Source organism: Enterobacter sp. 186315, from assembly GCF_053290175.1.
On sequence record NZ_JBPTTK010000008.1, the window covers coordinates 81,251 to 105,153 of the forward strand.

Below are 23,903 nucleotides of genomic sequence, written 5' to 3' on the forward strand. Positions count from 1 at the left end.
CTGTTGAGGCCGCGCGTTTCCCGCTATGATGAGCGGCTATTCTAAGGAGAACGCATGGTCTGGATAATGCTGGCAACCCTCGTGGTGGTGTTCGTGGTGGGATTTCGCGTCCTAACCTCCGATTCCCGTCGCGCGATTAAACGATTAAGCGAGCGCCTGGGCGTCACCCCGGTTCCGGTAGAGTCGATGATCGACCAGTTCGGTAAAACGCCCGGCAATGAGTTTATCCGCTACCTTGAACGCCCTGATGAGGCCCATCTGCAAAACGCCGCGCAGGTGCTGCTGATCTGGCAGGTCTGCATCGTTAACGGCAGCGAAGAGAATCTCCTCACCTGGCATCGCCTGCTGCGCAAGGCGCGGCTGGCAGCGCCCATCACCGATGCGCAAATCCGCCTGACGCTCGGCTTTATGCGCGAAATGGAGCCCGATCCGCAGGAGCTAAACGCCTTCCAGCTGCGCTACAACCAGCTCTTCCTGCCGGAAGAGGGCGTCTTTTATCTGCACTGATATCACCAGGCGTGATGAAGATTATAAAGCATCGTCATTAGATTTATAACACTCGCGAGCGCAACATCACCTCATCAACCCCATGACGAGGTAAACCATGAAACAGTCCGCAATTCACTGGCCGAACGACTATCTGCCCGGCACAACCGACAACTTTGCCTCCAACGAAATCATCGTCGCCGGGCTGACGGCCAAAGAGGTCTGGGCGCAGCTTAACGACACGACCCTGTGGCCGAATTACTACAGCAACGCCGAGGATATCCGTTTCCACGACGGCAGCGGCCCGGAACTGAGCGCTAATGCCCGCTTCCGCTTCACGACCTTCGGCTTCCCGGTTGAGGCGCTGGTGACGGAATACGTTCCGCCCGTTGACGGCGAAGCGGCGCGCATTGCGTGGCACGGCTGGGTAGAAGGGGATGCAAGTTCGCGTCTGGACGTGATCCACGCCTGGCTGTTTGAAGATCTGCCGGGCAAGCGCGTGCGCATTCTGACGCAGGAATCTCAGAAAGGCGTTCCGGCGCAGGAGCTTGCACGCACGGTGCCCAACCCGATGATTAACGGCCATCAGGAGTGGATCGTCGGGCTGGCGAAGGCGGCGATGCAAGAAAAGTTGTCGAAACGTTAAATTCGTCACATTTTTGATGATAAACTGCGCGACTTTTCCGCACGTTTATCTTCAGGTGACGCCATGACAGAACAGATCCAACCCACGACCAGACCGCAGACCAAAGAGGTATCACGCCCTAACTGGTCGGCGGTTTTCTCCGTGGCATTTTGCGTGGCCTGCCTGATCACCGTTGAGTTTCTGCCGGTCAGCCTGCTGACGCCAATGGCGCAGGACCTGGGGATTTCCGAAGGGGTGGCGGGGCAGTCCGTTACCGTCACCGCCTTTGTGGCGATGTTCGCCAGCCTGTTTATCACCCAGGTGATTGGCACTATCGACCGCCGCAAGGTGGTGATTCTGTTCAGCGTACTGCTGACGCTCTCCTGCCTGCTGGTCTCGTTCGCTGAAAACTTCACGCTGCTGCTGTTGGGCCGCGCCTGTCTGGGGCTGGGATTGGGCGGCTTCTGGGCGATGTCGGCGTCGCTCACCATGCGTCTGGTGCCCGCGCGTACCGTGCCCAAAGCGCTGTCGGTGATTTTCGGGGCCGTGTCTATCGCGCTGGTGATCGCCGCGCCGCTGGGCAGTTTCCTCGGCGGGATCATCGGCTGGCGTAACGTCTTTAACGCGGCGGCGGTAATGGGTCTGCTGTGCATTATCTGGGTGTGGAAAGCGCTCCCGTCCTTGCCGGGCGAAGCGGCGCACCACAAACAGAACATGTTCGCGCTGCTGAAACGCCCGGGCGTGATGGCGGGGATGACCGCGATCTTTATGGCCTTCGCCGGGCAGTTTGCCTTCTTTACCTATATCCGCCCGGTGTTTATGACCATGGCCGGTTTTGACGTCGACGGCCTGACGCTGGTGCTGTTGAGCTTCGGTATCGCCAGCTTTGTCGGCACGTCGCTGTCGTCCCAGTTCCTGAAACGTTCTCTGAAAGTCGCTCTCGCGGGCGCGCCGCTGGTGCTGGCGATCGGCGCGGCAGTGCTGGTGCTGTGGGGGAGCGATAAGTGGGTTGCGTCGGCGATTGCGATTATCTGGGGCTTTGCCTTTGCGCTGGTGCCGGTGGGCTGGTCGACGTGGATCACCCGCTCGCTTGCCGATCAGGCGGAAAAAGCCGGGTCGATTCAGGTGGCGGTGATCCAGCTGGCAAACACCTGCGGCGCCGCGGTAGGCGGCGTTGCGCTCGACCATCTGGGCCTGACCTCGCCGCTGGTGATTTCCGGCACGCTGATGCTCATGACGGCGCTGCTGGTGGCGGGGAAGGTTAAGGCGAAGTAGGAAATTCCCCCCTCACCCTAACCCTCTCCCCGTAGGGGAGAGGGGACTGCTCGGTGCTGTCTTTTCACCCTCGCCCCTTTGGGGAGAGGGCCGGGGTGAGGGGGCATCAGGCTACGCCGATGCCTTAACCCTTCTACGCGAATCCATCGAAATCAACACCACCGACGACACAATCAGCAGCGTGCCCAGCCAGTCCGGCAGGGTGAACGCCACGCCAAGCAAAATCACCGACAGCAACGCGCTGCTCAGCGGTTCGGCGCAGCTCAGGATGCTCGCCTTCGGTCCGCCGATCATCTGTGCGCCCTTCAGGTACAGGCTGAAGGTCAGCGCCGTGCCGATCACCACCAGATAGAAGAACGCCAGCAGCAGGCTGCCGTCGATGACAAACGTCGTGCCGCGCCCGGCGTAGAACGGCGTCAGCATTAATCCCGCAATCAGCATGCTCCAGCCGACGATCGGCAGCGTGCCATAGCGGGCGATCAGCGTCGACGGATAGGTGGTGTAAAACGCGGCGGCGAAGGCCGAGGCGATGCCGAAGAACAGCGCGGCAGGCGAGATGGACAGGGATGTCGGATCGCCGTGCGTCACCAGCAGGAAGGTGCCGATCAGCGACGTCATGATCGCGGATAACACGAACACGCCGGGGCGTTTTTTCCGCGCCAGCGCGAACCAGGCGACGATAATCGTCGGTGACAGGAATTGCAGCACGGTGGCGGTCGCGGCGTTGGATTTTTCAATCGTCAGCAGGAAGGTGAGCTGCACGGTGAGCGCGCCGACCAGCGAGAAAATCAGCAGGCTGATGGCGTCTTTGCGATGTTTGATGACCGAGAAAATTTTGTCGCCGTGAACGAAGGAGAGCGTCAGCAGGATCACGCCGGTAAACAGCAGGCGGATCATGGTCAGGTAAGGCGAAGAAATGTGGCTTTTCTCCATGATGTACTGCGCGCAAACCCCTGAACTTCCCCATAAAACGGCGGCGATCAGGACGTTTAGCATCCCTTTACGTGTGGAACCCATGTACTCCCCTGGTATGTTGTCGTTAATTCGGTCAACAGCATAGCATGGTTGTGTGCGGCCTGATGCCCTCACCCCGGCCCTCTCCCACGGGGAGAGGGAGCAAACACTAAAAACGGCAACGCTCGTTGCCGTTTTGCGTTTACCTTAGAACCACGCCTCCCACATGGCGCCGACGTTGAAGTCGTCGAGCGTTTCGTCTTTGGTGTTGTTCACGCGCGCGGTGCGTTCGTTATCCACTTTGCCGCCGGTCACGTAGAAGCGCAGCATCGGGCGGAACTCCGGGCCCATGGCGATAGACATGTTCTGCGACAGGGTCAGCTTCCAGCCTTTGTTATCGCCGCCGTTGTCGTAGTCAACGTGCTGCCAGCCCGCTTCCAGCCAGGTGGAGTGAACGTCGTTCCACCAGTGCATCGGGCGCACGATGGCGTTGTAGTTCTTGCGGTTGTCGGTGTTGTCGCGGCTGTTGTCGTAGTCGTGGAAGGCGAGGATGTACTCCACCTGCGTGGCCTGGGTGAATTTGTACAGACCTTCGAAGCTGGCGTAGACCGTGGTTAAATCCTCGGTTTTGTTGAACACGCTGTTGTCCGAGTTATCGGAGTAACGCGCGATCACCTTGTTCACGCCGCTGTCGTTGGTGTGGCTCAGCACCACGCCGCCCTGCCAGGCGTTCAGACGCTCGTCGCTCTCCACCGCTTTGGAGTCAAAGCCGTAGTTGGCGTACAGCTCCAGGTCGAGCGGGCCGAGCTTCATGCCGTGGATTTTCGACGTCGCCGCGTAGTTGCCTTTATCCCCCGTGCCGGAGCCGCCGGTACAGGTGATGCGCGACGGGTTGGCTTCGTCTTCCATCACTTCCGGGCTACAGGATTCCACTGCCGCCACGGCCGCCACGTCAAACTGCACGCCGCCGATGTCGAAGTTCTTCACCCCGGCGCCCTGGCCGTCGTGGTTCATCCAGAAGTAATCGTTGATGCCCTGCTGCGGACGCTGGTGGAAATCACGGCCCGCCCAGAAGTAGGCGTTCGGGTTGGAGGCCATAATGTTGGTCACGCCCGCGTAGGCTTTTTTCAGGTTAACCTCGTCGCCCCAGTGGTCGATCATCACGTTGATGTCCCAGATAGCGCCGTTCTCGCCCTTGAAGGCTTTAGAGAGCTGGAACTCGCCGCCGTTGCCTTCGTTACCCAGACGACCGATGGCGGACGCGCCGTTGTAGGAGCCGTCTACCGCCACGTATTTCTGATCGGCGGCCTGGAAGTGCGCGCCGTAGCGGGCGTAACCGGTAAATTTAATCCCGAACGGAATCGCCATATCCGGGGACTGCGCCGCGCTTTGCGGCTCGGTCACCACGTCCGCTTTTTTCGCGACCGCAGCATCCATTTTGGCCTGGCGCTCGGCCAGGGCTTTATCCACCGCTTTGGCCACAATGGCGTCGATTTGCTCCTGCGTGAATTCCTGGGCGAGCACGGAAATTGGGCAAAGCGCGGCGATAACCGCCATGGTTAATGGAAGTTTTTTAATAGTCGTCATGGTTATCTCAATATAGTTTAATTTTATTCAGACAATAACCATCCCGCTCCGATCTGACAGAATATGTCGCTATCATCAGAACAAGAGGATTTATAATTAAGGTACAGAGGTATTACAGTAACGTTATTTCGCCATAGATTATCTCTGATATAAATGAATAATCTCTTCGGATAATTCACGCGCCAGCAGGGAGTTCATTAAATGATCCTGCGCGTGAACCATAATTAAGGTCATCGGCTGGCGGGCTTCGCCGGCATCCTGCTCGATGAGTTTGGTTTGCATTTTGTGGGCCTGGCGCGCGTAACCGTCGGCTTCGCGCAGCAGGCTCTTGGCCTCGTCAAGGTTGCCCTGCCGCGCAGCATGCAGTGCTTCAAAGCACAGGCTGCGCGACTGACCAGCATTGACGATGATTTCCATTACTGCGTCTTCTAAGGCAATCATCATCAGGTTCTCTATTTATCGAAACTATTGTTTAGAGAAGTGGCAGCAAACCACTCTCCGCTCTTTTTAATGGTCCGCTGCTGCGTATCTAAATCGAGCTGGATAAATCCATAGCGATTTTTATACGCATTACACCATGACCAGTTATCAATAAATGTCCACATATGGTAGCCAAGACAATTACAGCCTTCGCTAATGCCTTTATGCAGCCACTGGAGATGGCCGGAAATAAAATCAATACGGTATTGATCGTTTATTTGGCCGTTTTCAATAAAGCGCTGTTCATTTTCAACACCCATGCCGTTTTCAGAAATAAAGCAGCGTGGGTTGCCGTAATTATCGCGCAGGTTGATCAGAATATCGTAAATACCCGGCTCGTAAATTTCCCAGCCCCGGTACGGGTTCATCTTGCGGCCCGGCATTTCGTAATTATCAAAGAACCACTCTGGCATAAACGGCGCCTGCGGGTTTACCGCGCTGTCGCGCGCCTTCACGCGACGCGGCTGATAATAGTTAATGCCGAGCAGGTCGATTTTCCCTTCGGCGATCAGCGCGCTGTCGTCCGGGTTGCAGGCCGGAAGCTGGCCGTGCGATTTCAGCAGCGCGACCAGATCCGCCGGATATTCCCCGCGCAGCACCGGGTCGAGGAAGCTGCGGTTGAACATCAGATCCGCAATATGCGCCGCCTTCACGTCAGACGGATTTTGCGAGCGCGGGTAGGACGGGGTGAGGTTCAGCACGATGCCGATTTCACCCGCGTAATGCCCGGCGCGATAGGCACGAACCGCCTTCGCGTGCGCCAGCACGGTGTGGAACGCCACGGTCGCGGCACGACGGAAATCCACCACGTTTGGATAGTGGAAGTCGTACAGATAACCGCCCTCCACCGGGACAATCGGCTCGTTGAAGGTAAACCAGTGCAGTACGCGGTCGCCAAACAGCTCGAAGCAAATCTGCGCATAGCGGGCGTAAGCCTCCACCACGTCACGGTTTTCCCAGCCGCCAATCTCCTGCATCGCCATCGGCATGTCGAAGTGGAACAGGGTCATAAACGGCGTGATACCCTGCTCAATCAGCTCGTCGATGACCTGATTATAAAAGTCGACCGCTTCCGGGTTCACTTCACCGATACCGCCGGGGATCAGGCGCGCCCAGCTAATCGAGGTACGAAAGCTGTTGTGGTTCAGCTGCTTTAACAGCTGAACGTCCGTTTTCCAGTGCTCGTAAAACGTGGAGGTGTGCTGCGGCCCCACGCCATTGTGAAAACGGTTCGGCTCGCGGGAGAACCAGTAATCCCATGTGGTTTCTCCCTCTCGTGATCCTTCGGTCTGGAGAGCGGAGCTTGCGCTGCCCCACCAGAAATGCTCGGGAAATGAATATTTCATAACGCTTCCTCTTTGACTTAATTGCTCGCTGTTTCAGCAGAACCTACAGAAGCCTGGGCTTTTTGCTCTTCGTTTTTCATCAACGTTCGCTCATAAGCGCGCAGGAAAGGTAAATACATCACAGCTGACATCACCATACAAATGACGCACATCACAACTGGGCTAAATGCCCAGTTTGCCGCCCACGAGGCACCGATTGGCGCGGGGGTGGTCCACGGCGTTAACGAGACCACCTGCGCAAGCCACCCGAGGCGGGTGGCGGCATAGGCCAGGCAGGCGTTGATCAGCGGAACGCACACGAACGGGATAAACAGCATCGGGTTCATGATAATCGGCGCGCCGAACAGAATCGGTTCGTTGATGTTAAAGAAGCTCGGCACCACGCCCATTTTGCCGATGGTGCGCAGATGGGTGACGCGGCTACGCAGCAGCAGGAACGCCAGCGGCAGCGTGGAGCCTACGCCGCCAATCAGCAGGTAGTGATCCCAGAAGCCTTGCAGGTAGACGTGCGGCAGCGCGGCGCCCGCCGCCAGCGCGGCCTGGTTTGCCGACAGGTTTGCCATCCAGAACGGGTTCATAATGCCGGTCACAATCAGCGAGCCGTGGATACCCGCGAACCAGAAGATCTGGCACAGCAGCACGGAGAGCAGAATGGCGGGCAGGGAGTCAGAGGCGGAGACCAGCGGCTCCAGCAGATGCATGATCGCCTGCGGGATGATCATCCCGGTCTGCGCTTCGATAAACAGGTTGAGCGGGTGCAGGGTGCCGATCACCACCATCACCGGGATCAGGATCTCAAACGAACGCGCCACGCCGGTGGGCACCTCTTTGGGCAGGCGAATGGTCACGTTGTTCTGCTTCAGCCACGCGTAAACGCGGGTCGAGTAAATCGCGGTGATCAGCGCGGTGAAAATGCCCTGGCCGGAGAGATATTGCGTGGAAATCTTGCCGTCCGCATAGGGCGCGGCCACCAGCAGGAAGGCCATAAAGGCCAGCAGGCCGGACATCACCGGGTCGAGGTTAAACTGACGCCCCAGGCTCGCCCCAATTCCCACCGAAATGAAGAAGGTCATCACGCCCATGCTGAGGTTGAACGGCAGCATCAGCTGTTCGCGGTAGGTCTCGGAGAAATCGAGCCAGCCCCGGGCGAAGCTGTTGGTGGTATCCGCCGAGAACGGCGGGAAGATAAACACCAGCATAAACGAGCCGATGATCATAAACGGCAGCGCGGCGGTAAAGCCGTCGCGGATAGCAATCACATATTTTTGCTGACCCAGTTTTGCGGCCAGCGGGGTAATTGACTGCTCAATCACCGCGACCATTGATTGATATAACGAACTCATGTGAACACCTTTTAGTGTGCCGCCTCGATGAGCGACAGTGCAAAGTCCAGTACTTTATCGCCACGTTGCATACCGTAATCCATCATATCAATGGGTTGCACCGGAATGCCTTGCGTCGCCGCCTTGTCTGAGAGTGTCTTTAACATGTATTTCACTTGCGGTCCGAGAAGCACGACCTGGTATTGCGGAAACTGCGTATCAAATTCGGAAACGCCGTACGCATCAATCTTCACCGATAAACCGCGCTCGTTTGCTACATCGACCATTTTGCTGACCAGCAGGCTGGTGGACATCCCGGCAGAGCAGCACAGCATAATCTTGAACATCGACATCCATCCTCAAAGTGTAAAAAGTTATTGCGAGGATGATTGGACATCATACGGAAACCGGTTTCCATTTATAAAAGACAGAAATGTGACCACCATCAAGAAGCTGTCCTTATGGGGCTTTGTAGCACGATCTGCTTCACAAAATTTGGCGATCCGGACGCCATTTGGAGTGGAAACGGAAAATCGGTTTCCATGAAAAACGGAAACGGATATACTCCGTTCTGGCTATAATGTGAGCCGAAGCGGTAATGGAATTTGCAGGCGCGAGGACTGCCTGCCAGGGGAGAGAGATGTCTACAATCAACGATGTATCGCGTCTGGCCGGGGTGTCCAAAGCCACGGTATCACGGGTGTTGAGCGGATCGCGTGGCGTAAAGGAAGCCAGCCGTCAGGCCGTTTTAAAAGCGGTGGATGAGCTGAACTATCGCCCAAACGTGATTGCGCAGTCGCTGTTGAGCCAGTCTACCGGCTGTATCGGGGTAATTTGCGCGCAGGACAATATTAACCAGACCACCGGTTACCTGTACGCGCTGGAAAAACAGCTCAGCCAGCATCAAAAGCATCTGCTGCTGCGGTTCGCCAATACCAAAGCGGAAGTGATGAACGCCCTCGATGAACTCTCCTGCGGTTTATGCGACGACATCCTGGTGATCGGCGCGCGTTTCCCGCTCGATATCGATATGGAAAACGTCATTCTGGTCGACTGCATGGAGTCGGATAACGCCAACAGCATCCAGTTCGATCACGCCTTTGCCGCCGAAACCGCCTGTAACTACCTCACCAGCCAGGGGCGACGCCAGATTGCGCTGATCCACCCGCACGGCAGCGGTTTCGCTGACCAGGTGCTGCTGGGCTATAAGCACGCGCTGGAGAAGAATTTCCTGCCGTTTAACCGCAGCCTGGTGTTTATGGACGCCACCTCCTCGTCGGTTGCCTTGCAGGAGCTGCTCAACAATGCGAGCACCCTGAACTTCAACGCCCTGCTGGTGGCCGACGAACAGGAAGCCCAGCGGGTGATCCCGCAGCTTCAGGCGTTTAATAAATCGGTGCCGGACGACATTATGGTCTTTAGCCTGGCCGGATCGCTGCAACTGCCGGGCATTCCGGTCATCCCGGCGATTGAGTATTCGATGGACGCTATGGCCGCAAGAATTGTGACCTGGCTGAATGAGAAAACGCAGATGCTGGGGTCGTACGTTCTGCGCGGGGATTTAATTATCCCGGATATGCGTAAGCGATAAAAAAAGCAGGGTAACTGCGCGTTACCCTGCCTGTATTGACGAGCGATTAGCTACGGATAAACGTCAGGATATCCGCGTTGATCGCGTCTGCATGGGTGGTATGCATCCCGTGCGGATAGCCCGGATAAATGCGCAGCGTGCTGTTGCTGAGCAGTTTATCTTGCAGGATGGCCGCATTTTTATACGGAACAACCTGATCGTCATCCCCCTGCATTACCAGAACCGGTACGGTTATCGCTTTGAGATCGTCAGTCTGGTCCGTTTCTGAAAACGCTTTAATCCCTTCGTACTGGGCCAGCGCGCCGCCGATCATCCCCTGACGCCACCAGTTCTGAATGGTGCCCTGAGAAACTTCAGCGCCCTCGCGGTTAAAGCCGTAGAACGGGCCGGAGGCGACGTCCAGGTAAAACTGCGCGCGGTTAGCGGCCAGCGCCTTGCGGAATCCGTCGAATACGGAGATGGGAGTGCCGCCCGGGTTGCTGTCGGTTTTGACCATCAGCGGGGGAACAGAGCTGATCAGTACCGCTTTCGCCACGCGCCCCTGAGGCTGGCCGTAGCGGGCAACGTAGCGCGCGACCTGTCCGCCACCGGTTGAGTGCCCAACGTGGATAGCATTTTTCAGATCCAGGTGTTCAACCACTGCGTTCACGTCCGCCGCGTAGTGATCCATATCGTGCCCTTCACTCACCTGGTCCGAGCGCCCGTGACCGCGTCGGTCAGTGGCGATCACGCGATAGCCCTGAGCCAGGAAGAACAACATCTGGTTATCCCAGTCATCCGCGCTTAAAGGCCATCCATGATGAAACACGATAGGTTGAGCCGATTTATCGCCCCAGTCCTTATAGAAAATATGAACACCGTCGGTTGTGGTTACAAATGCCATAACAATTACTCCTGTATTTATCGTCCTGAAATAGCCGGATTACGTTCCAGTCAGTGGAGAAAAGCACCTGAAGGGCTGATGCTTTTCCGTCCGGCTAAGGAGAACCCTACGCCTCGCCGGGCCGCTCGTACAATTGACCTCATCAATGGAACGTATAAGGAAAACCTCATTGTTAATCACGGTTATCTGGCGAAAAAATAGGGATAGTGGGCACAGTTAACGCCCAGGATTAAGGTGGCTAAGGTCGCTATACACGGGGAGGCAATTGACGTGAAACTCAGTAATCTTCCATACAATCTACCTGACTCACCGCATCCCAGTAGCCATCCAGGTTGTCGCGCTTCATCGCTGTGATCGCATTTTTGATCAGCAGCTGATTAGCTTCCGACGACAAAATCATAGTCTGCCATTGCTTATCGCTCTGCTTTTTTTGCGGCGTACAGACTTTTTTCAGATCTTTCATAACCTGCTGTTTAATTTGTGCGTCCTTTGCCGGGCTCTCCTCATCCTGAGCATGAACGAACGCGGCAACCAGCAGACAGACGACCAGGCAAAAAAGGTGTGCAAATTTCATTGAAACCCCCGTTTAAAAGACACGTCTTTCCCCTGAAATATATCGTTACATTCAGTGTGGCGACGCCAGCCGAAAGTATGAATTTATTCATATTGCTTATGTGCATCTCCTGACGAGGCTGTGCGATAGTAGGATTGCTGAAAAATAAGGAGAAAAATATGCAGCTTAATATTACCCATAAGGTCACACCGGAAGAAAAAGAAGAGCTTTTAGTGGGGCTGAGATCGTTCAACGCGCAGTTCCTGGATTTGGCGACGTTTAGCTGTGATATCGGCGTTTACGTGCGCAACGAAGAGGGCGTGATGCTGGGCGGGTTAATTGGCACCCGCAAAGGGGAATGGCTGAATATCGATTTTCTGTGGGTCAGCGACACCGTGCGGGGTTCGGGCGTGGGCAGCCAGCTCATCAGGGCCGCCGAGGAGGAAGCCAGACGCCAGGGCTGTAAGCACGCGCTGGTCGACACCGCCAGCTTCCAGGCGCGTCCGTTCTATGAAAAGCAGGGCTATCAGCTACAGTTTTCCCTGCAAGACTATCCGTTGCAGGGCATGCAGAGACACTATCTGGCCCGCGCGCTTTAAGCCCCAATCCCGTGGCCGATCACCGCTAAGACGTGGCGGACCACGCTCTCCCGCGAGAGGGTATGGAGCCGTTCGTCGTTGCGCATGCGCGAGAAGGGCACCAGCACCAGGCTCAGCAGAGTGGTGAACAGCAGCTCGGGGGCAAGCTCAGGATTGAGCTTCCCTTCCTGCTGCCATCGTTTAACCGTCGCCAGCGTTGCCTGATACTTATCTTCGCCAAAGCGCGCGTGCAGATGGGTGCGCAGCACCGGCATTTCACCGATCACCTCCTGCATCCACAGCGGCGCAAACCAGTGGTGCTGCTGCGCCAGGTCTGCGAGCACTTCCACCATTTGCGTCAGCGCCGTCACCGGCGAATCCGGGTTCTCCGCGAAAATCGCACCGATCCTGTTGCGAAGCGGCAGGAAGCGCTCCTCAATCATCGCGTCCAGCAGCTGTTCCCGGGAGTTGAAATAGTAGTGCAGCATCGCGGGCGTCACGCCCGCCTCTTTGGCAATGGCGTTGAGGGACGTGCGGGCAATCCCCTGACGGGAGAAGAGGTCGAGAGCGAGATCCAGCAGCTGTTCACGGCTGGCGGTGACGCGTTTTCCACCGCGCGGGCGGCCGGGACGGCGCGGTTCAGAATTATCTTTTTGTGCTGACATGGCGGCGGTTTCTCTTGATCTTATTCATCACTTACACAAATATTAATTATGTGATTAATTAATTTCAAGTGATGTCTTATGGAGTCCGACCTGATGACTCAACCTCAAGCGACGGCGGAGAAAAAAGCGCCGTCGATCAAACTGCTGTTTAGCGCGTTGCTGCTGGTAATGCTGCTCTCGGCGCTCGACCAGACCATTGTCTCCACCGCGTTGCCGACCATCGTCGGCGAGCTGGGCGGGCTGGATAAGCTCTCCTGGGTGGTGACGGCCTATATTCTTAGCTCCACCATCGTGGTGCCGCTGTACGGTAAATTCGGCGATCTGTTTGGCCGCAAAATCGTGCTGCAAATCGCGATCGTGCTGTTCCTGGCAGGCTCCGTGCTCTGCGGGCTGGCGCAAAACATGACGCAGCTGGTGCTGATGCGCGCCCTTCAGGGGCTGGGCGGCGGCGGGCTGATGGTGATCAGCATGGCGGCGGTGGCAGACGTTATCCCGCCAGCGGATCGCGGTCGCTATCAGGGACTGTTTGGCGGCGTGTTTGGGCTGGCGACGGTGATCGGCCCGCTGATTGGCGGCTTTATCGTGCAGCACGCCTCCTGGCGCTGGATTTTTTACATTAACCTGCCGCTCGGCCTGTTTGCGCTGCTGGTTATCGGTGCGGTATTCCGCGGCAGCGCCCGGCGCAGCGAGCATGAAATCGACTATCTGGGGGCGATTTACCTCAGCATGGCGCTGCTGTGCATCATTTTGTTCACCACCGAAGGCGGGACGATCCGCCCGTGGAGCGACCCGCAGCTGTGGTGCATTCTGGCCTTTGGTCTGACGGGGATCGCCGGGTTTATCTACGAGGAGCGTTTAGCCTGGGAGCCGATAATCCCGCTGTCGCTGTTCCGCGACCGCAGCTTCCTGCTCTGTAGCCTGATCGGTTTTATTATCGGCATGTCGCTGTTTGGCTCGGTGACCTTCCTGCCGCTCTATTTGCAGGTGGTGAAAGACGCCACGCCGACCCAGGCCGGGTTGCAGCTGATCCCGCTGATGGGCGGCCTGCTGCTGACCTCGATTATCAGCGGACGCATCATCAGCCATACCGGGCGCTACCGCCTGTTCCCGATCCTCGGAACGCTGCTGGGCGTGGTGGGGATGTTCCTGCTGACGCGTATTTCGATCCACTCCCCGACCTGGCAGCTATACCTGTTTACCGGCGTGCTGGGCATGGGGCTTGGGCTGGTGATGCAGGTGCTGGTGCTGGCGGTGCAAAACAGCGTATCGGCGGATCAATACGGCGTGGCGACCTCCGGGGTCACGCTGTTCCGCTCCATCGGCGGCGCGATTGGCGTTGCGCTGTTCGGCGCGGTCTTCACGCACGTTCTGCAATCGGGCCTGATCGCACGGTTACCCGAGGGGGCTGAGCTGCCGCGCGAGCTGAACCCAACGGCGATCCACCATCTGCCCGACGCCCTGCGCCTCGATTATCTCGACGCGTTTGGTTCGGCTATCCACGCCGTGTTCATCCTTGCGGCCGCCATCATGGTGCTGGCGTTTGTGCTGTCGTGGTTTTTACGCGAAGCGCCGCTGCGCAGGGGCGAGGCCAGAGAGTAGCGGTTCCCCTATTTATTGCGAGTCGCTTTCCGATTTTCAGCGGCGGCGCTTGTCTTGCAGCGCGCCGCTGACGCATGATGCGGCCTGGTCAATAAAACGACAGAGGTAGCAATGGAACGCACGGCAAAACTGTTTAAAAAGGGAAAAAAACAGGCAGTGATACTGCCTGATGAGTTCGCGTTTGATGCTGAGAGCGTCTACATCAGGCGGGATGAAGCGGGGAATGTGGTTTTGACGGCAAGATCGGAGAAAGAACGCCACCGGGATAACTTTTTGCGCTTACTGAAAACTACACATGTTCCGGATTCATTTCTGAGTAAGGAGGAGCGAAATCAGAGCTATACCACGAGAAATCCTCTGGAAGGGCTTTAGTGATGTAGGCCGGGTAAGCGCAGCGCCACCCGGCAACAGACCGCATATAACTTATCCTTCTTATTGATTCTTTTTCGGTTTTTATTTCAGCGTCTCGTTGTCGATATAGTCACTACATCATTTATCAAAAGGAACTGTCTTGTGAAATGTCGATTGGGTGCTCTGGTTCTCGCGGGCCTGCTGCTGGCGGGCTGTGACCAGAACGGCAGCGATGCCAAACACATTAAAGTCGGGGTCATCAACGGCGCGGAGCAGGATGTCGCCGAAGTCGCTAAAAAAGTGGCAAAAGAGAAATACGGTCTCGACGTAGAGCTGGTGGGCTTTAGCGGCTCTCTGCTGCCGAACGACGCCACAAGTCACGGTGAGCTGGATGCGAACGTCTTCCAGCATCGTCCGTTCCTCGCGGAAGATAACAAGGCCCACGGCTACAGGCTGGTGGCGGTCGCCAACACCTTTGTCTTCCCGATGGCCGGCTACTCCCGCAAGATTAAATCCGTGTCCGAGCTAAAAGACGGCGCCACCATTGCCATACCAAACGACCCGACCAACCTCGGTCGCGCGCTGCTGCTCCTGCAAAAGCAGAAGCTGATCGAACTGAAGCCGAACGTGGGACTGCTGCCAACCTCGCTGGATATCACCGCGAACCCGAAAAAGCTGAACATCATGGAGCTTGAAGGGGCGCAGCTGCCGCGCGTGCTGGACGACCCGAAAGTCGACGTGGCGATCATCAGCACCACCTATCTCCAACAGACCGGGCTGTCGCCGGTGCACGATGGCGTATTTATCGAGGATAAAGACTCGCCGTACGTCAACATCGTGGTGACGCGTGAAGATAATAAAGACGCGGAAAACGTGAAGGAATTTATTCAGTCGTACCAGTCGCCGGAAGTGGCGAAAGCGGCGGAAACGATCTTTAACGGCGGCGCGGTACCGGGCTGGTAATACCGTAAAAATGCGAACCCGATGCCGCCGGATTTTACGCCGTCACGACGGCGTCTATCCGGCTTTCCGGCCAGAGGAACCCCTGGCCAAATTGGGCTCCCGACGCGCAGGCTCGCTGTAGATCCTGCGCGGTTTCAATCCCTTCAACAACGATAGCTCCGGCAATCTTCTCTCTGACGAAGTGAACGAGCGCGTCGAATCGGCCGGGGAGGCTTAGCTCCGAGCGGTCGATTTTGATGCCGTCAAACGGCAGGGCAAGCCGCGCATAGTCGTCTGCCAGCTCACAGGTCAGATCGTCCAGCCAGATTTTCCAGCCCGCGGCTTTAAGCCGGTGCAGATTTTTATGGACGCTGTCTTGCTCAAGCTTACTCATACGGGTCAGGGTGAGCGGATCCTGAATCTCAATCGTTAATCGCCGCTGATGGCGTAGCGCAAGCAGCAGTTCCATCGCTCTGGGATCGAGCAGCTTATCTGCCGGGAAGTTAAGCCAGCACTGGCCCTGGTCCTGCATCTTTAAAAGCGTATTGGCCTGCCAGAAAAATATTTGCAGCGCACAGCGGGTGGGCAGCGAGGCGAAGAGCACATCAAGATTGACGTTGCGGATCTCCACGAGAACCTCATGCGCCACGGCCTGGCCGGAATGAAAGTCCACGACTGGCTGAAACCGCAGCCCCGTGATGGTATGCAGTATGGGTGAGGGAAGCACGGTATACATGACGAGACCTTCAAAAAAAAGGTTCCCGCGGACGCGGGAACAAAAGCAAACGACACACGGTCGAACGGTCAATTCAATATCCAGCGAATGCTCTCGTAGAACGAAGGGCCCCGAACGGCCTTGAGCTTATACATGGCGCTGTTTTTATAGAAGTAAACCAGCCTGACGTTACAGCCCAGCTGGCGGGCAATTTGCTTGGTTTTCAGATTCGATGAGTAACCCCTCAGCACGCTGGCTTCCTCATTGGAAAGTCTTGCAGGGCGCTGTTGCGTCGTGATGCTTACGTTGTAATTGTTCAACGATTTGGGCGTCTGGCTCATCAGAATTTGCCACATCGCTTTGATATCTCCCAGCGAAACGCGTTTGTTGATGACCCCCTCTACATGCTTAAACTTCAGAAAACCGGCAGATAATGAGTAAATATAAATCCGCGCATCGGGCTGTATTTCTTTAATGCGCAGAATGTCCTCATTCGGCGTAATCATAAAATTGCCAGGGTTCAGCGGATCGTATATTACGACGTCCCATGTCCGTTTGCTGAGAAGAAAACTTTCAATGTTGCTAAATCCCTGAAAAACAATATCCCGATGCTCGTCAGGTTCGCGATCGCCAAGATATCGCAGGCCAATCATTGTGAATTCACAACTATCAACCACGGCAACATATATTTTTTCTTTCATGGTCATTCTCCTTTCTCTGAGCACCATGTTCCTGTAAGAAAAACTGTCTTTGAATGTTGTGTTCACCCATTATTTGTGTGGCGGGATGATGCGTAAAATGTATGCCAGGGAAACATATCGAGTAAAGAGGATGTTTTTTATTGGTAAAAAATAAAATTGAAAAGATATTTTAACGGCAGAACTAATGTCTTTAATCTTATTATAACGACAGGGGCAGGGTTTTATTCTGGAAAGTCGCGGATTTTAATATTTGCTATGGTTCAGAAGGGCTTCGCAGGCCGCTTTGGGCGGGTTTTATGCATTTTTCGGCCCTGTTTAACTTAATTTAAGACAGTGACGTTTATCAGTTACGGATTTTTATCATTACTACCGCTAAAATCCTGGAGGGAATAAGTTGTGAGCGCGGTTGTATTAAATTACTATCACTCCTCTTTATTCGTCTTAACAATGAAACTATATGATTTGTACTGAGTTAACCGTCAGGGTTATTGTGTTTTATCGAATCAATATTCTGCACGAGACGATCGGCGATGCGCTGCAAAAATTACTGCCTGAATATTCCCTGAGCGTATCGATAGCAGAATCAATAGATCAGCTTTTTGATGCAATAGACGATAACCAGGTTGATATTGTGATTGTCGACTTCAGTCATCTTTTTAACCATAGATCGGGGGGAGTGCAAACCAGTAACAGACTGAATGCGCTATGTCATATGCACAACGTTAAGCGCGTTCTTTTTGTTCCAGAATTACAGTACGGGTTATTAAAAAAAGTTCTGGAAATGAAGTATGAGGTGACGCTCTCTTTGCAGGACACCCCCGCAGAGTTGAGAGGGCAATTACTGGCGCTGCTGGGAACGGAGGACGTTAAGCCGCGGATATCATCTTTTCTTAAAGGGATGATGCGCACCGGCGCGCGTTCGCGTTCGGTGCTTTCCGCGCGGGAATGGGAGGTGCTGCATCTTATTGTGGAAGGCTACACGGTGACCGAAATCGCCCGGCTGCGAAGCCGCTCGGTCAGTACCATTGCGACTCAAAAGCACAATGCGATGAAGAAGCTCAACCTCGCCAACCACAGTGAACTGATCAAATACCTACAGATGGCGGGGAAGATTGGGAATTAAGCGACTGAGTTCCGCACCAGGCCCCTCATGGATAGATAATATTCAGCGTGGCCGAGGTATTCAGCTTGCCCTGGCTTACCTTCGCCGGTGCCCAGACATAATACGATGCCGCCATTGGCAGGGTAAACGTCTTATTCAATGCCCCACCCGCGGCCACGCTAAACAGCAGCGTGGCGTTGCCGCGGCTGGCTGTTGAGGTCGAAAAGACCACCGGCTGCTGCGGATTGTTGCGCTGAATCAGCCGCAGACCAACGCCCTGCGCCGCGCTGCTGCTGGTATCGACCAGTACCGAGCTGTCGGTGGAGAGCAGCTGATTGCTGGAGAGGAACATCTCGATGGCCCGGTCAGAGTTGCCGCTGGTGCTCAGGTTCTGGCAGCTCATGTTGAGCGTGAAGGGGGTCAGCCCCGGCTGCGCAGAGGCGCTAAGCTGGGGAATGCCGAGCGTAGGCAGAGCCACCGTTAGCCCGGCGTTGTCGAACGAGCAGGTCGTCAGCTTTGGTGCATATTTGACGGTCATCGGCTGGCCAAACATGTCGCGGTTATCGTATGGCCACTTAAAGCCGTTAAACAGCCACTGCACAATTTTCACCAGCTGGTTTATCGGCCAGGTAATGATCTCCCACAGCGACATGCCGCTCATATCGCTGACGAACATCACATCGCTCATATTCGCCGTGTCGCCCGTAAGCGTAGTGCCGCTCTGGTTTACCAGCGTAAAGCGCACTGTAAAAGGGGTATTCAGCTCCGAGGCCGTATGGTTACCGCTGGCGGCCAGCTTCTTGTTGGGATGCGTGCTGGTGATCTCCGCCCGCACCCTATATTTATCGTTGCTGAAGCCCAGAACGGTGGCGTAACTACTGTCGGTCGAGAGGATCGGCGTGTAGGAAAACTCGCTGTCACCGGTTGAGCAGTTGAACGATCCGCTGTACTGGGTGGTGAAGCTACCGGTCCAGGTTGGCGTGGCCGGCGTGAGCTTATCCGACAGGTCGACGTTGATTGGCGGGCCATAGGATATGCTGCCCCCGGCGCAGGTGGCATAGCTTGCGCCGCTGACGCAGGTGAGAAACAGAAAGGTGAGTAACCGTATCATGTTGATGTTCCGTTAGTAATGGCAAACAGAAGGTGGGCTATCCAGCCCCCACGCCGGTGCGGCGATGGTGCAGTTACCGCCGCGCAGATGAACGTTTAGCGCGCGTGGCTGTTGTTCCGCGCGGATGTAGAGCACGCTGGCCTGACCGACATAGCCCACCGACTCGCCGCCTTCATTCAGCACCTCGGTGCCGAACGGCAGGGGGGCTCCGTCGGGACGGGAGGCGCGAAGCATCCAGGACTGGCGCTGGTCGGTGTCGAAGCGGACGTAATTCACCGCGCCATCGTAGGGCGCCACGTTAGCGATGTTGCCGCGTATTTCTGCCCCGCGGCTGTTCGCCGTTTCGGACAGGGTGATGGCGTTTTTACGGTACGGCGTGGCATAAGGCACCAGCGCCACGCCGTCACGGTTAGTCACGATGCTTTCATCACCGTTGATCATCAGCCCTTCCGCGTGCGGCGCATCCACAATCGTCATGGTGGTGCCGGTTTCGTTCGAGGCAAGCAGATGCCACGGCACGGCCACCAGGCTGCCGCGCCCGTTCAGCCCGGTCTGGCGGTAGTCGGAGGATTCACTGAACGACCCCCCTAGCGTGGCGACGTTCGCGCGGTAGGCGGTGTTCACGCTGGCCGTGTTGTTTCCGCCCCGGGCATTGCTGCCGGAGAGCGTATAGCTCAGGCGGTTCGACTCCAGCGCGTTGCCGCTCATGCTGATATTGCTCTGCTCATAGTGCGAATCGCTGGCCGTCAGGCTGGAGGTGATCCACGCGTTGTTATCAAACATTGAGAACGGCAGGCTGAGGGAGAGGTAAAAACGCGTTTCTTCTTCACGCTCGCTGTTGCGCACCCGGCTGGCGGATACGGTATAGCTGGCCCGGCCGATGGCGTTGGAATAGCCAGCCTGATATTCGCGCGAGGTTTGCGTGGCGTTCCAGTAGTCGCGCTGCGTGCCGGAAATAAAGACCGTGCCCCAGTTGTTGAGCAGGCGCTGGTTCAGGTTAAGGGTGAAGGTATTCTTAGGCTGCGCGGCGCGCAGGGCATCCCAGGTGCTCATCGTCATCTCTGGGGCGACCCCGAAGCGATCCTTATAGTCGTCATACTGCGCTTTCAGGCGCTGATACCCTTCCCGGGAGTAGAGCGCGTCGCTAAAGCTGTAATAGCCTTTTGTGGAATAGCGGTAGGCCGCCAGCGTGAAGTTGGTGGCGGTGGTATCGATAAATTTACTGTACGACACGCGAAAGCTTTGGCCGCTGTCGGTTCTGTCCTGTAGCGTCGTTTTTGCGTGGGTCACGTCAACGGAGACCGCCCCGAACGGCAAATTCCAGCCCGTACCGATCAGCCCGGCCTGGTAGTTATCGCTCACGATGGTGCCGGTATAGCCGGTCATCAGGTTATTAAAGCCATAGCGCAGCGTGGCCTGCATGAAGGCGGGCTCAGCCTCGAGGGCGTTTTGATGTACTTTACCCGCGACCACGCTGTATTCGCTCACGCCCTCTTTAAGCATGCCGGGCACGGCAGAGAAGGGCACGGTGAAGGATTGCTGTGAACCGTCGGCTTCACGCACGACCACCAGCAGGTCGCCTGCCGACCCGGTAGGTTGAATGCTGTCGAGGGTAAACTGTCCTGGCGGCACGTTCTCCTGATAGATCACGTTACCGTTCTGGATCACTTTTACCAGGGCGTTAGTGCGCGCCACTCCGTGTACCACCGGCGAAAAGCCCTGCTGCGAGTTAGGGCGCATTTTCAGATCGGACGCCAGCGAAACGCCGCGCACGCGCAGGGAATCAAACAGATCGCCTGGAATATAAAAGTCGCCCAGCGTCAGGTTGGATTTCAGCGCCGCCAGCGGACGGCGCAGGTAGCGGGTGTTGTTCTGCCAGCTGCTGTCGCCGCTCGCGGATTTGCGCCAGGTGCTGCTGTCGCGAAACTGCCAGCCCAGCAGGTTGGCACCGGAATCCAGCCCGGCGTAAACATCGTCGTTGGTCTCTTTTTCTGAGCCCTTCGTCCGCGTGTTGTACCAGGTGGTATTCCAGGAGAGCATGAGCGCCGGGATCCCTTCATCCCAGAACTGAGGGGCAACATAGCCCTCTTCGGTGCGCAACACGGCGGCCTGCGGCACGGTGAGCGCCAGGCTCAGGGTGCCGGTGTCGGTCTTCACCTCGCCGCCCTGAACCATGTCGCGCAGCTGCACCTGTCCCTGCGCAATGGCGGGCGCCGGAATGGCCTTGGTGTTGATCCCCAGCATCAGGGCATCTTTCCACGCAAGGCGCACGTCATCCTGCTGTTCGCCGTAGGTCACCGTATAGCGCCCCTTCCAGTCTCCGTTGACGTAAATATCCATCTCCTGTGGACCGGCAGGCATGGCGTTATTGACGTAAAAGCGCGACAAATCGGACTCACCGGATGCGCCAGCAAGCAGGGAGGTATCAAAAGAGACCGCACCCGATTTTTGCGACAGCAGAAGCGAGCAGACGGCCAGCAGGCACAGCCTGTTTGGTTTCAATTTCATGGCGAGTCATTCCGGTTACTGGCTGATGAGCGTGTGGGTCTTATAAGCACCCAAATCGTCCACGTACATCAGCTGGTAGGTTTGGCCGCGTTTAACCGCTGCCCTGGTCGCAACGGTGATCTCACCAAATGGCGGGACCATCGGTGATTCCTGCAATAATTTGGTTTTACCCTGGGAAATATTGGCCACGGTAATATGGAAAGGGCTCTTATTTAATATACGGATCTGCTGACCGCTGGAAATCAGCGTCAGTTTTCCCGCCGCGTCGTCCAGCGTGCCGGTTAATGCGGCCGGGCGATAAAAGAGTTTTATGCGTGATTTAATCGCCAGCTGAACGGTATTCTGGTTTTCCATATTTTCCGGCTTCGGCGGAATATCGAGCACGTTCAGGAAAAAGACCGACTCGCGATCGGCGGGCAAATTCGCAGGCAGTTTTTTTATCCGCAGCTGCTGACCATTATGTTCGTTAACCTTCACCACCGGAGGGGATAAAAGGAAAGGCACTTTTGCCGTTTCCGGCGTCGAATTGATATCGCCGTCATCGATCCACGATTGCACCAGCGCAGGAGCATCTCCCGTATTGATTAGCTGAACAATAACCTCTTTGTTATTCTCAGAATAAAGGACACGCGTGCCATTAATAACAATATTGGCCCATGAGTTGCCCGCGCTGAGCAGCAGGAATGCCAGCAAAATAACCTTACGCATAATGGTAACCTTTAGAACAGGCTCCGCAGAAACGAAGCCTGATTAACTGAAATTACAGGTAGGAAATGGTGTACGTCACGTTAGAGCTCAGCGCACCTACCGTTGCGGCAGCGGCGTTCGTTTTGTAGTAATAAACGTCCAGGGTCAGCGTTTCTGAATCAGGTGCCGCTGCGGTGCCCATAATGCTGGTGGTGTATGCCTGATTAAGCGTGACAGGCGTTGATTTACCCGGTTCTACCAAGGCGAAACCTACGTTACGCGCCACGCTTGCATCGTTTTCATTCACGCTGTTGTTCAGCAGGTATTTACCGTCGGTAGAAATATTATCGGCGCTGGAGAAGTATACCTTCAGCGGCGTGCCGGTATTTCCGGCCGCTGGGGTACAGCCCGAGAAGGTTAACGAAATGGATTTTTTATTCTTTGTAATCAGGCCAACCGTGGTCCCGGCGTCCTTAACCGAAATAGGAGAGAGCGCGACGGTCATATCGGCGCTTTTACCGCCATTAATAGTACAGGTGGTATCGGTGATGGCGCCGGTGAAATTAATCACGCCACCGGCTGAATTATCCGCGGCAATCGCGTGAGTAGAGGCAATGGCTGCGCTAAGCACAGATACGGTCATGATCGTTTTGAACATGATAAACTCCATAATGTTTTGTTTTATATAGAAAAAAGAATACTTCCCGGCTGCGCAACATATTGTTAACAGTTAACGTACATAGCGACCTGAGTACGAGCCTTGACGATATTATGTTGCAGCAAAAATGCCCATAACAAAATATTATTTTGGTTATCACGATATTATAAGATTATAATCTTGCTATAATGTTATTTTTAAGATCATAATCCAGAGAGCACCTTCCGGTGATTTTTATTAATGGATTAATAATTGTTAATTAATGAAGTCTTCTATAGAAAGTACTTAATTAATATTTCATGACTTGACCACACATTCATTACACCTATTATTGCGAGGCAAATACGGCTTTTTAAGACAATGGTGTAATAATCATATGAAGTATCTTATTGATCTCGCAATGCTTTACGAAGTGGACGCCGGTGTGATCATGATTAATGGAGAAGAAGAATCTTCAATTAAGTTATCCAGCCAGGCGGCACGTTTGTTATATGAACTTGTCATTAATAATGGCAAAACCCTCGACAGGGACGACCTGATTAAGAAAGTATGGGAAGACCACGGATATACCGGCTCCTCGGTCAGCCTGAATGTTGCCATAAGTGAAATCAGGAAAGCTTTTCGCAGTTTAGGCCGCGATCCTCTGCTGATTAAAACGATTCGGGGTAAAGGTTTTAGCCTGGCCGCGCATATTGAGCATCACACGGTGAGGCCACCCGTTGCGCCTGCTCCGGAGAAAATCGCGGTGGAGGTGCCCGATATCGCGACTCAACGGCGGGACGCACCTGCCCCTTTACAGCGTCGGGACAGAGGCTTTACCTCACCTGTCGTGATGGCGCTGGTCGCGATTGCCGGCATTGCGGCGCTGTTTTTCTATCAAATGACGCGCGTTGCCGACAAATCTAAAGATGACGATATTCACCTGCTGGGCAAAATTGAACGCTGTACGGTTTATCTTATCGACAACAACATGTATCAGCCGCGGCAGGCTTACTTTAACCGGGCAAAAGAGCTCATCGCGCGTCAGCACATCGACTGTAAACATCAGGCTGCTGATGCCTACTATTCAAAATTCAAAAAGCCACAGCTTGAAAATGACTTTCTGGCTATCTGCTATTTGCAGGATAGCGTGGACAGTTACAAAAATTGCATCTCTTACCGAAGCCTGACAGGGAGTTAAGATT

General features: G+C 55.4%; 25 protein-coding genes. 10 read left to right on the top strand and 15 right to left on the bottom strand.

The genetic code is table 11. The features are described from left to right. The first annotated feature begins 54 nt into the window (after positions 1 to 54). The 3 genes from ACSVHP_RS11350 (at position 55) to nepI (ending at position 2,386) form a co-directional block, all read left to right on the top strand. Positions 55 to 507 (top strand): DUF1198 family protein, encoded by a 453-nt coding sequence (locus ACSVHP_RS11350; RefSeq protein ID WP_234674083.1) that lies wholly within the window; start codon positions 55 to 57, stop codon positions 505 to 507. 97 nt (positions 508 to 604) lie between these two features. Continuing rightward, a complete protein-coding gene (locus ACSVHP_RS11355; protein WP_447551957.1) occupies positions 605 to 1,132 on the top strand; it encodes an SRPBCC domain-containing protein in 528 nt (175 codons plus the stop codon). Positions 1,133 to 1,195: 63 nt separating this feature from the next. Beyond that, positions 1,196 to 2,386, top strand: a complete 1,191-nt coding sequence (gene nepI, locus ACSVHP_RS11360; protein WP_447551958.1) for a purine ribonucleoside efflux pump NepI — start codon at positions 1,196 to 1,198, stop codon at positions 2,384 to 2,386. A gap of 111 nt (positions 2,387 to 2,497) precedes the next feature. On the opposite strand, the gene ACSVHP_RS11365 is transcribed toward nepI, so the two are convergent. The 6 genes from ACSVHP_RS11365 to ACSVHP_RS11390 all read right to left on the bottom strand — a co-directional run bounded on the left by ACSVHP_RS11365 (position 2,498) and on the right by ACSVHP_RS11390 (position 8,422). After that, a complete protein-coding gene (locus ACSVHP_RS11365; RefSeq protein WP_447551960.1) occupies positions 2,498 to 3,403 on the bottom strand; it encodes a DMT family transporter in 906 nt (301 codons plus the stop codon). Between the two features lie 144 nt (positions 3,404 to 3,547). After that, entirely contained in the window at positions 3,548 to 4,927 is a 1,380-nt protein-coding gene (locus ACSVHP_RS11370; protein WP_447551961.1) for a carbohydrate porin, read from the bottom strand. 138 nt (positions 4,928 to 5,065) lie between these two features. Then, on the bottom strand, positions 5,066 to 5,368 hold the full coding sequence (locus ACSVHP_RS11375; RefSeq protein ID WP_417314373.1) for a PTS lactose/cellobiose transporter subunit IIA: 303 nt from the start codon (positions 5,366 to 5,368) through the stop codon (positions 5,066 to 5,068). A gap of 11 nt (positions 5,369 to 5,379) precedes the next feature. Beyond that, a complete protein-coding gene (locus tag ACSVHP_RS11380; protein WP_447551963.1) occupies positions 5,380 to 6,753 on the bottom strand; it encodes a glycoside hydrolase family 1 protein in 1,374 nt (457 codons plus the stop codon). Positions 6,754 to 6,770: 17 nt separating this feature from the next. Continuing rightward, positions 6,771 to 8,096 (bottom strand): PTS sugar transporter subunit IIC, encoded by a 1,326-nt coding sequence (locus ACSVHP_RS11385; protein WP_234674089.1) that lies wholly within the window; start codon positions 8,094 to 8,096, stop codon positions 6,771 to 6,773. 11 nt (positions 8,097 to 8,107) lie between these two features. Beyond that, entirely contained in the window at positions 8,108 to 8,422 is a 315-nt protein-coding gene (locus ACSVHP_RS11390; RefSeq protein WP_447551965.1) for a PTS sugar transporter subunit IIB, read from the bottom strand. Positions 8,423 to 8,715: 293 nt separating this feature from the next. Between ACSVHP_RS11390 and ACSVHP_RS11395 the strand changes: the two genes are divergently transcribed. Further along, positions 8,716 to 9,666 (top strand): LacI family DNA-binding transcriptional regulator, encoded by a 951-nt coding sequence (locus ACSVHP_RS11395; RefSeq protein WP_447551966.1) that lies wholly within the window; start codon positions 8,716 to 8,718, stop codon positions 9,664 to 9,666. Positions 9,667 to 9,712: 46 nt separating this feature from the next. Here the strand turns inward: ACSVHP_RS11395 and ACSVHP_RS11400 are convergent, their stop codons facing one another. Together ACSVHP_RS11400 and ACSVHP_RS11405 are read right to left on the bottom strand one after the other, a co-directional pair. Beyond that, positions 9,713 to 10,549: an alpha/beta fold hydrolase gene (locus ACSVHP_RS11400; RefSeq protein WP_234674092.1), complete on the bottom strand. Its 837-nt coding sequence runs from the start codon at positions 10,547 to 10,549 to the stop codon at positions 9,713 to 9,715. Between the two features lie 277 nt (positions 10,550 to 10,826). After that, on the bottom strand, positions 10,827 to 11,123 hold the full coding sequence (locus tag ACSVHP_RS11405) for a YicS family protein (protein ID WP_447551967.1): 297 nt from the start codon (positions 11,121 to 11,123) through the stop codon (positions 10,827 to 10,829). A 158-nt stretch (positions 11,124 to 11,281) separates the two neighbouring features. Between ACSVHP_RS11405 and ACSVHP_RS11410 the strand changes: the two genes are divergently transcribed. Further along, positions 11,282 to 11,701, top strand: a complete 420-nt coding sequence (locus tag ACSVHP_RS11410; protein WP_417314354.1) for a GNAT family N-acetyltransferase — start codon at positions 11,282 to 11,284, stop codon at positions 11,699 to 11,701. On the opposite strand, the gene ACSVHP_RS11415 is transcribed toward ACSVHP_RS11410, so the two are convergent. Beyond that, positions 11,698 to 12,345, bottom strand: a complete 648-nt coding sequence (locus tag ACSVHP_RS11415) for a TetR/AcrR family transcriptional regulator (RefSeq protein ID WP_447551969.1) — start codon at positions 12,343 to 12,345, stop codon at positions 11,698 to 11,700. The two genes, ACSVHP_RS11410 and ACSVHP_RS11415, sit on opposite strands and share 4 nt — an antisense overlap. 78 nt (positions 12,346 to 12,423) lie before the next feature. On the opposite strand from ACSVHP_RS11415, the gene ACSVHP_RS11420 reads away from it, so the two are divergent. The 3 genes from ACSVHP_RS11420 to nlpA all read left to right on the top strand — a co-directional run bounded on the left by ACSVHP_RS11420 (position 12,424) and on the right by nlpA (position 15,258). Then, entirely contained in the window at positions 12,424 to 13,944 is a 1,521-nt protein-coding gene (locus ACSVHP_RS11420; RefSeq protein WP_447551970.1) for an MDR family MFS transporter, read from the top strand. 111 nt (positions 13,945 to 14,055) lie between these two features. Next, complete coding sequence (locus ACSVHP_RS11425; protein WP_234674097.1) at positions 14,056 to 14,316, top strand: AbrB/MazE/SpoVT family DNA-binding domain-containing protein; 261 nt, start codon at positions 14,056 to 14,058, stop codon at positions 14,314 to 14,316. 123 nt (positions 14,317 to 14,439) lie between these two features. Then, positions 14,440 to 15,258, top strand: coding sequence for a lipoprotein NlpA (gene nlpA, locus ACSVHP_RS11430; RefSeq protein ID WP_447552039.1), 819 nt, complete (start codon positions 14,440 to 14,442; stop codon positions 15,256 to 15,258). Positions 15,259 to 15,292: 34 nt separating this feature from the next. On the opposite strand, the gene ACSVHP_RS11435 is transcribed toward nlpA, so the two are convergent. Together ACSVHP_RS11435 and ACSVHP_RS11440 are read right to left on the bottom strand one after the other, a co-directional pair. Then, a complete protein-coding gene (locus ACSVHP_RS11435; protein WP_447551972.1) occupies positions 15,293 to 15,973 on the bottom strand; it encodes an EAL domain-containing protein in 681 nt (226 codons plus the stop codon). A gap of 68 nt (positions 15,974 to 16,041) precedes the next feature. Next, complete coding sequence (locus ACSVHP_RS11440) at positions 16,042 to 16,653, bottom strand: helix-turn-helix transcriptional regulator (RefSeq protein ID WP_447551974.1); 612 nt, start codon at positions 16,651 to 16,653, stop codon at positions 16,042 to 16,044. Between the two features lie 457 nt (positions 16,654 to 17,110). On the opposite strand from ACSVHP_RS11440, the gene ACSVHP_RS11445 reads away from it, so the two are divergent. Continuing rightward, the gene (locus ACSVHP_RS11445) at positions 17,111 to 17,776 is read left to right on the top strand and encodes a response regulator transcription factor (protein WP_417314344.1); all 666 of its coding nucleotides are present in this window, start codon (positions 17,111 to 17,113) and stop codon (positions 17,774 to 17,776) included. Positions 17,777 to 17,801: 25 nt separating this feature from the next. On the opposite strand, the gene ACSVHP_RS11450 is transcribed toward ACSVHP_RS11445, so the two are convergent. Genes ACSVHP_RS11450 through ACSVHP_RS11465 form a run of 4 tightly spaced genes read right to left on the bottom strand, consistent with a single transcriptional unit; the run spans position 17,802 to position 22,719 of the window. Then, on the bottom strand, positions 17,802 to 18,866 hold the full coding sequence (locus ACSVHP_RS11450) for a fimbrial protein (protein ID WP_447551976.1): 1,065 nt from the start codon (positions 18,864 to 18,866) through the stop codon (positions 17,802 to 17,804). A 12-nt stretch (positions 18,867 to 18,878) separates the two neighbouring features. Then, positions 18,879 to 21,374 (bottom strand): fimbria/pilus outer membrane usher protein, encoded by a 2,496-nt coding sequence (locus ACSVHP_RS11455; RefSeq protein ID WP_447551977.1) that lies wholly within the window; start codon positions 21,372 to 21,374, stop codon positions 18,879 to 18,881. 15 nt (positions 21,375 to 21,389) lie between these two features. After that, positions 21,390 to 22,082, bottom strand: coding sequence for a fimbrial biogenesis chaperone (locus ACSVHP_RS11460; RefSeq protein ID WP_234674104.1), 693 nt, complete (start codon positions 22,080 to 22,082; stop codon positions 21,390 to 21,392). Between the two features lie 52 nt (positions 22,083 to 22,134). After that, positions 22,135 to 22,719, bottom strand: coding sequence for a fimbrial protein (locus tag ACSVHP_RS11465; protein WP_234674105.1), 585 nt, complete (start codon positions 22,717 to 22,719; stop codon positions 22,135 to 22,137). A 376-nt stretch (positions 22,720 to 23,095) separates the two neighbouring features. Here ACSVHP_RS11465 and ACSVHP_RS11470 point away from each other — a divergent pair, with 376 nt between their 5' ends. Further along, positions 23,096 to 23,899: a winged helix-turn-helix domain-containing protein gene (locus ACSVHP_RS11470; RefSeq protein ID WP_447551978.1), complete on the top strand. Its 804-nt coding sequence runs from the start codon at positions 23,096 to 23,098 to the stop codon at positions 23,897 to 23,899. Positions 23,900 to 23,903 lie beyond the last annotated feature (4 nt).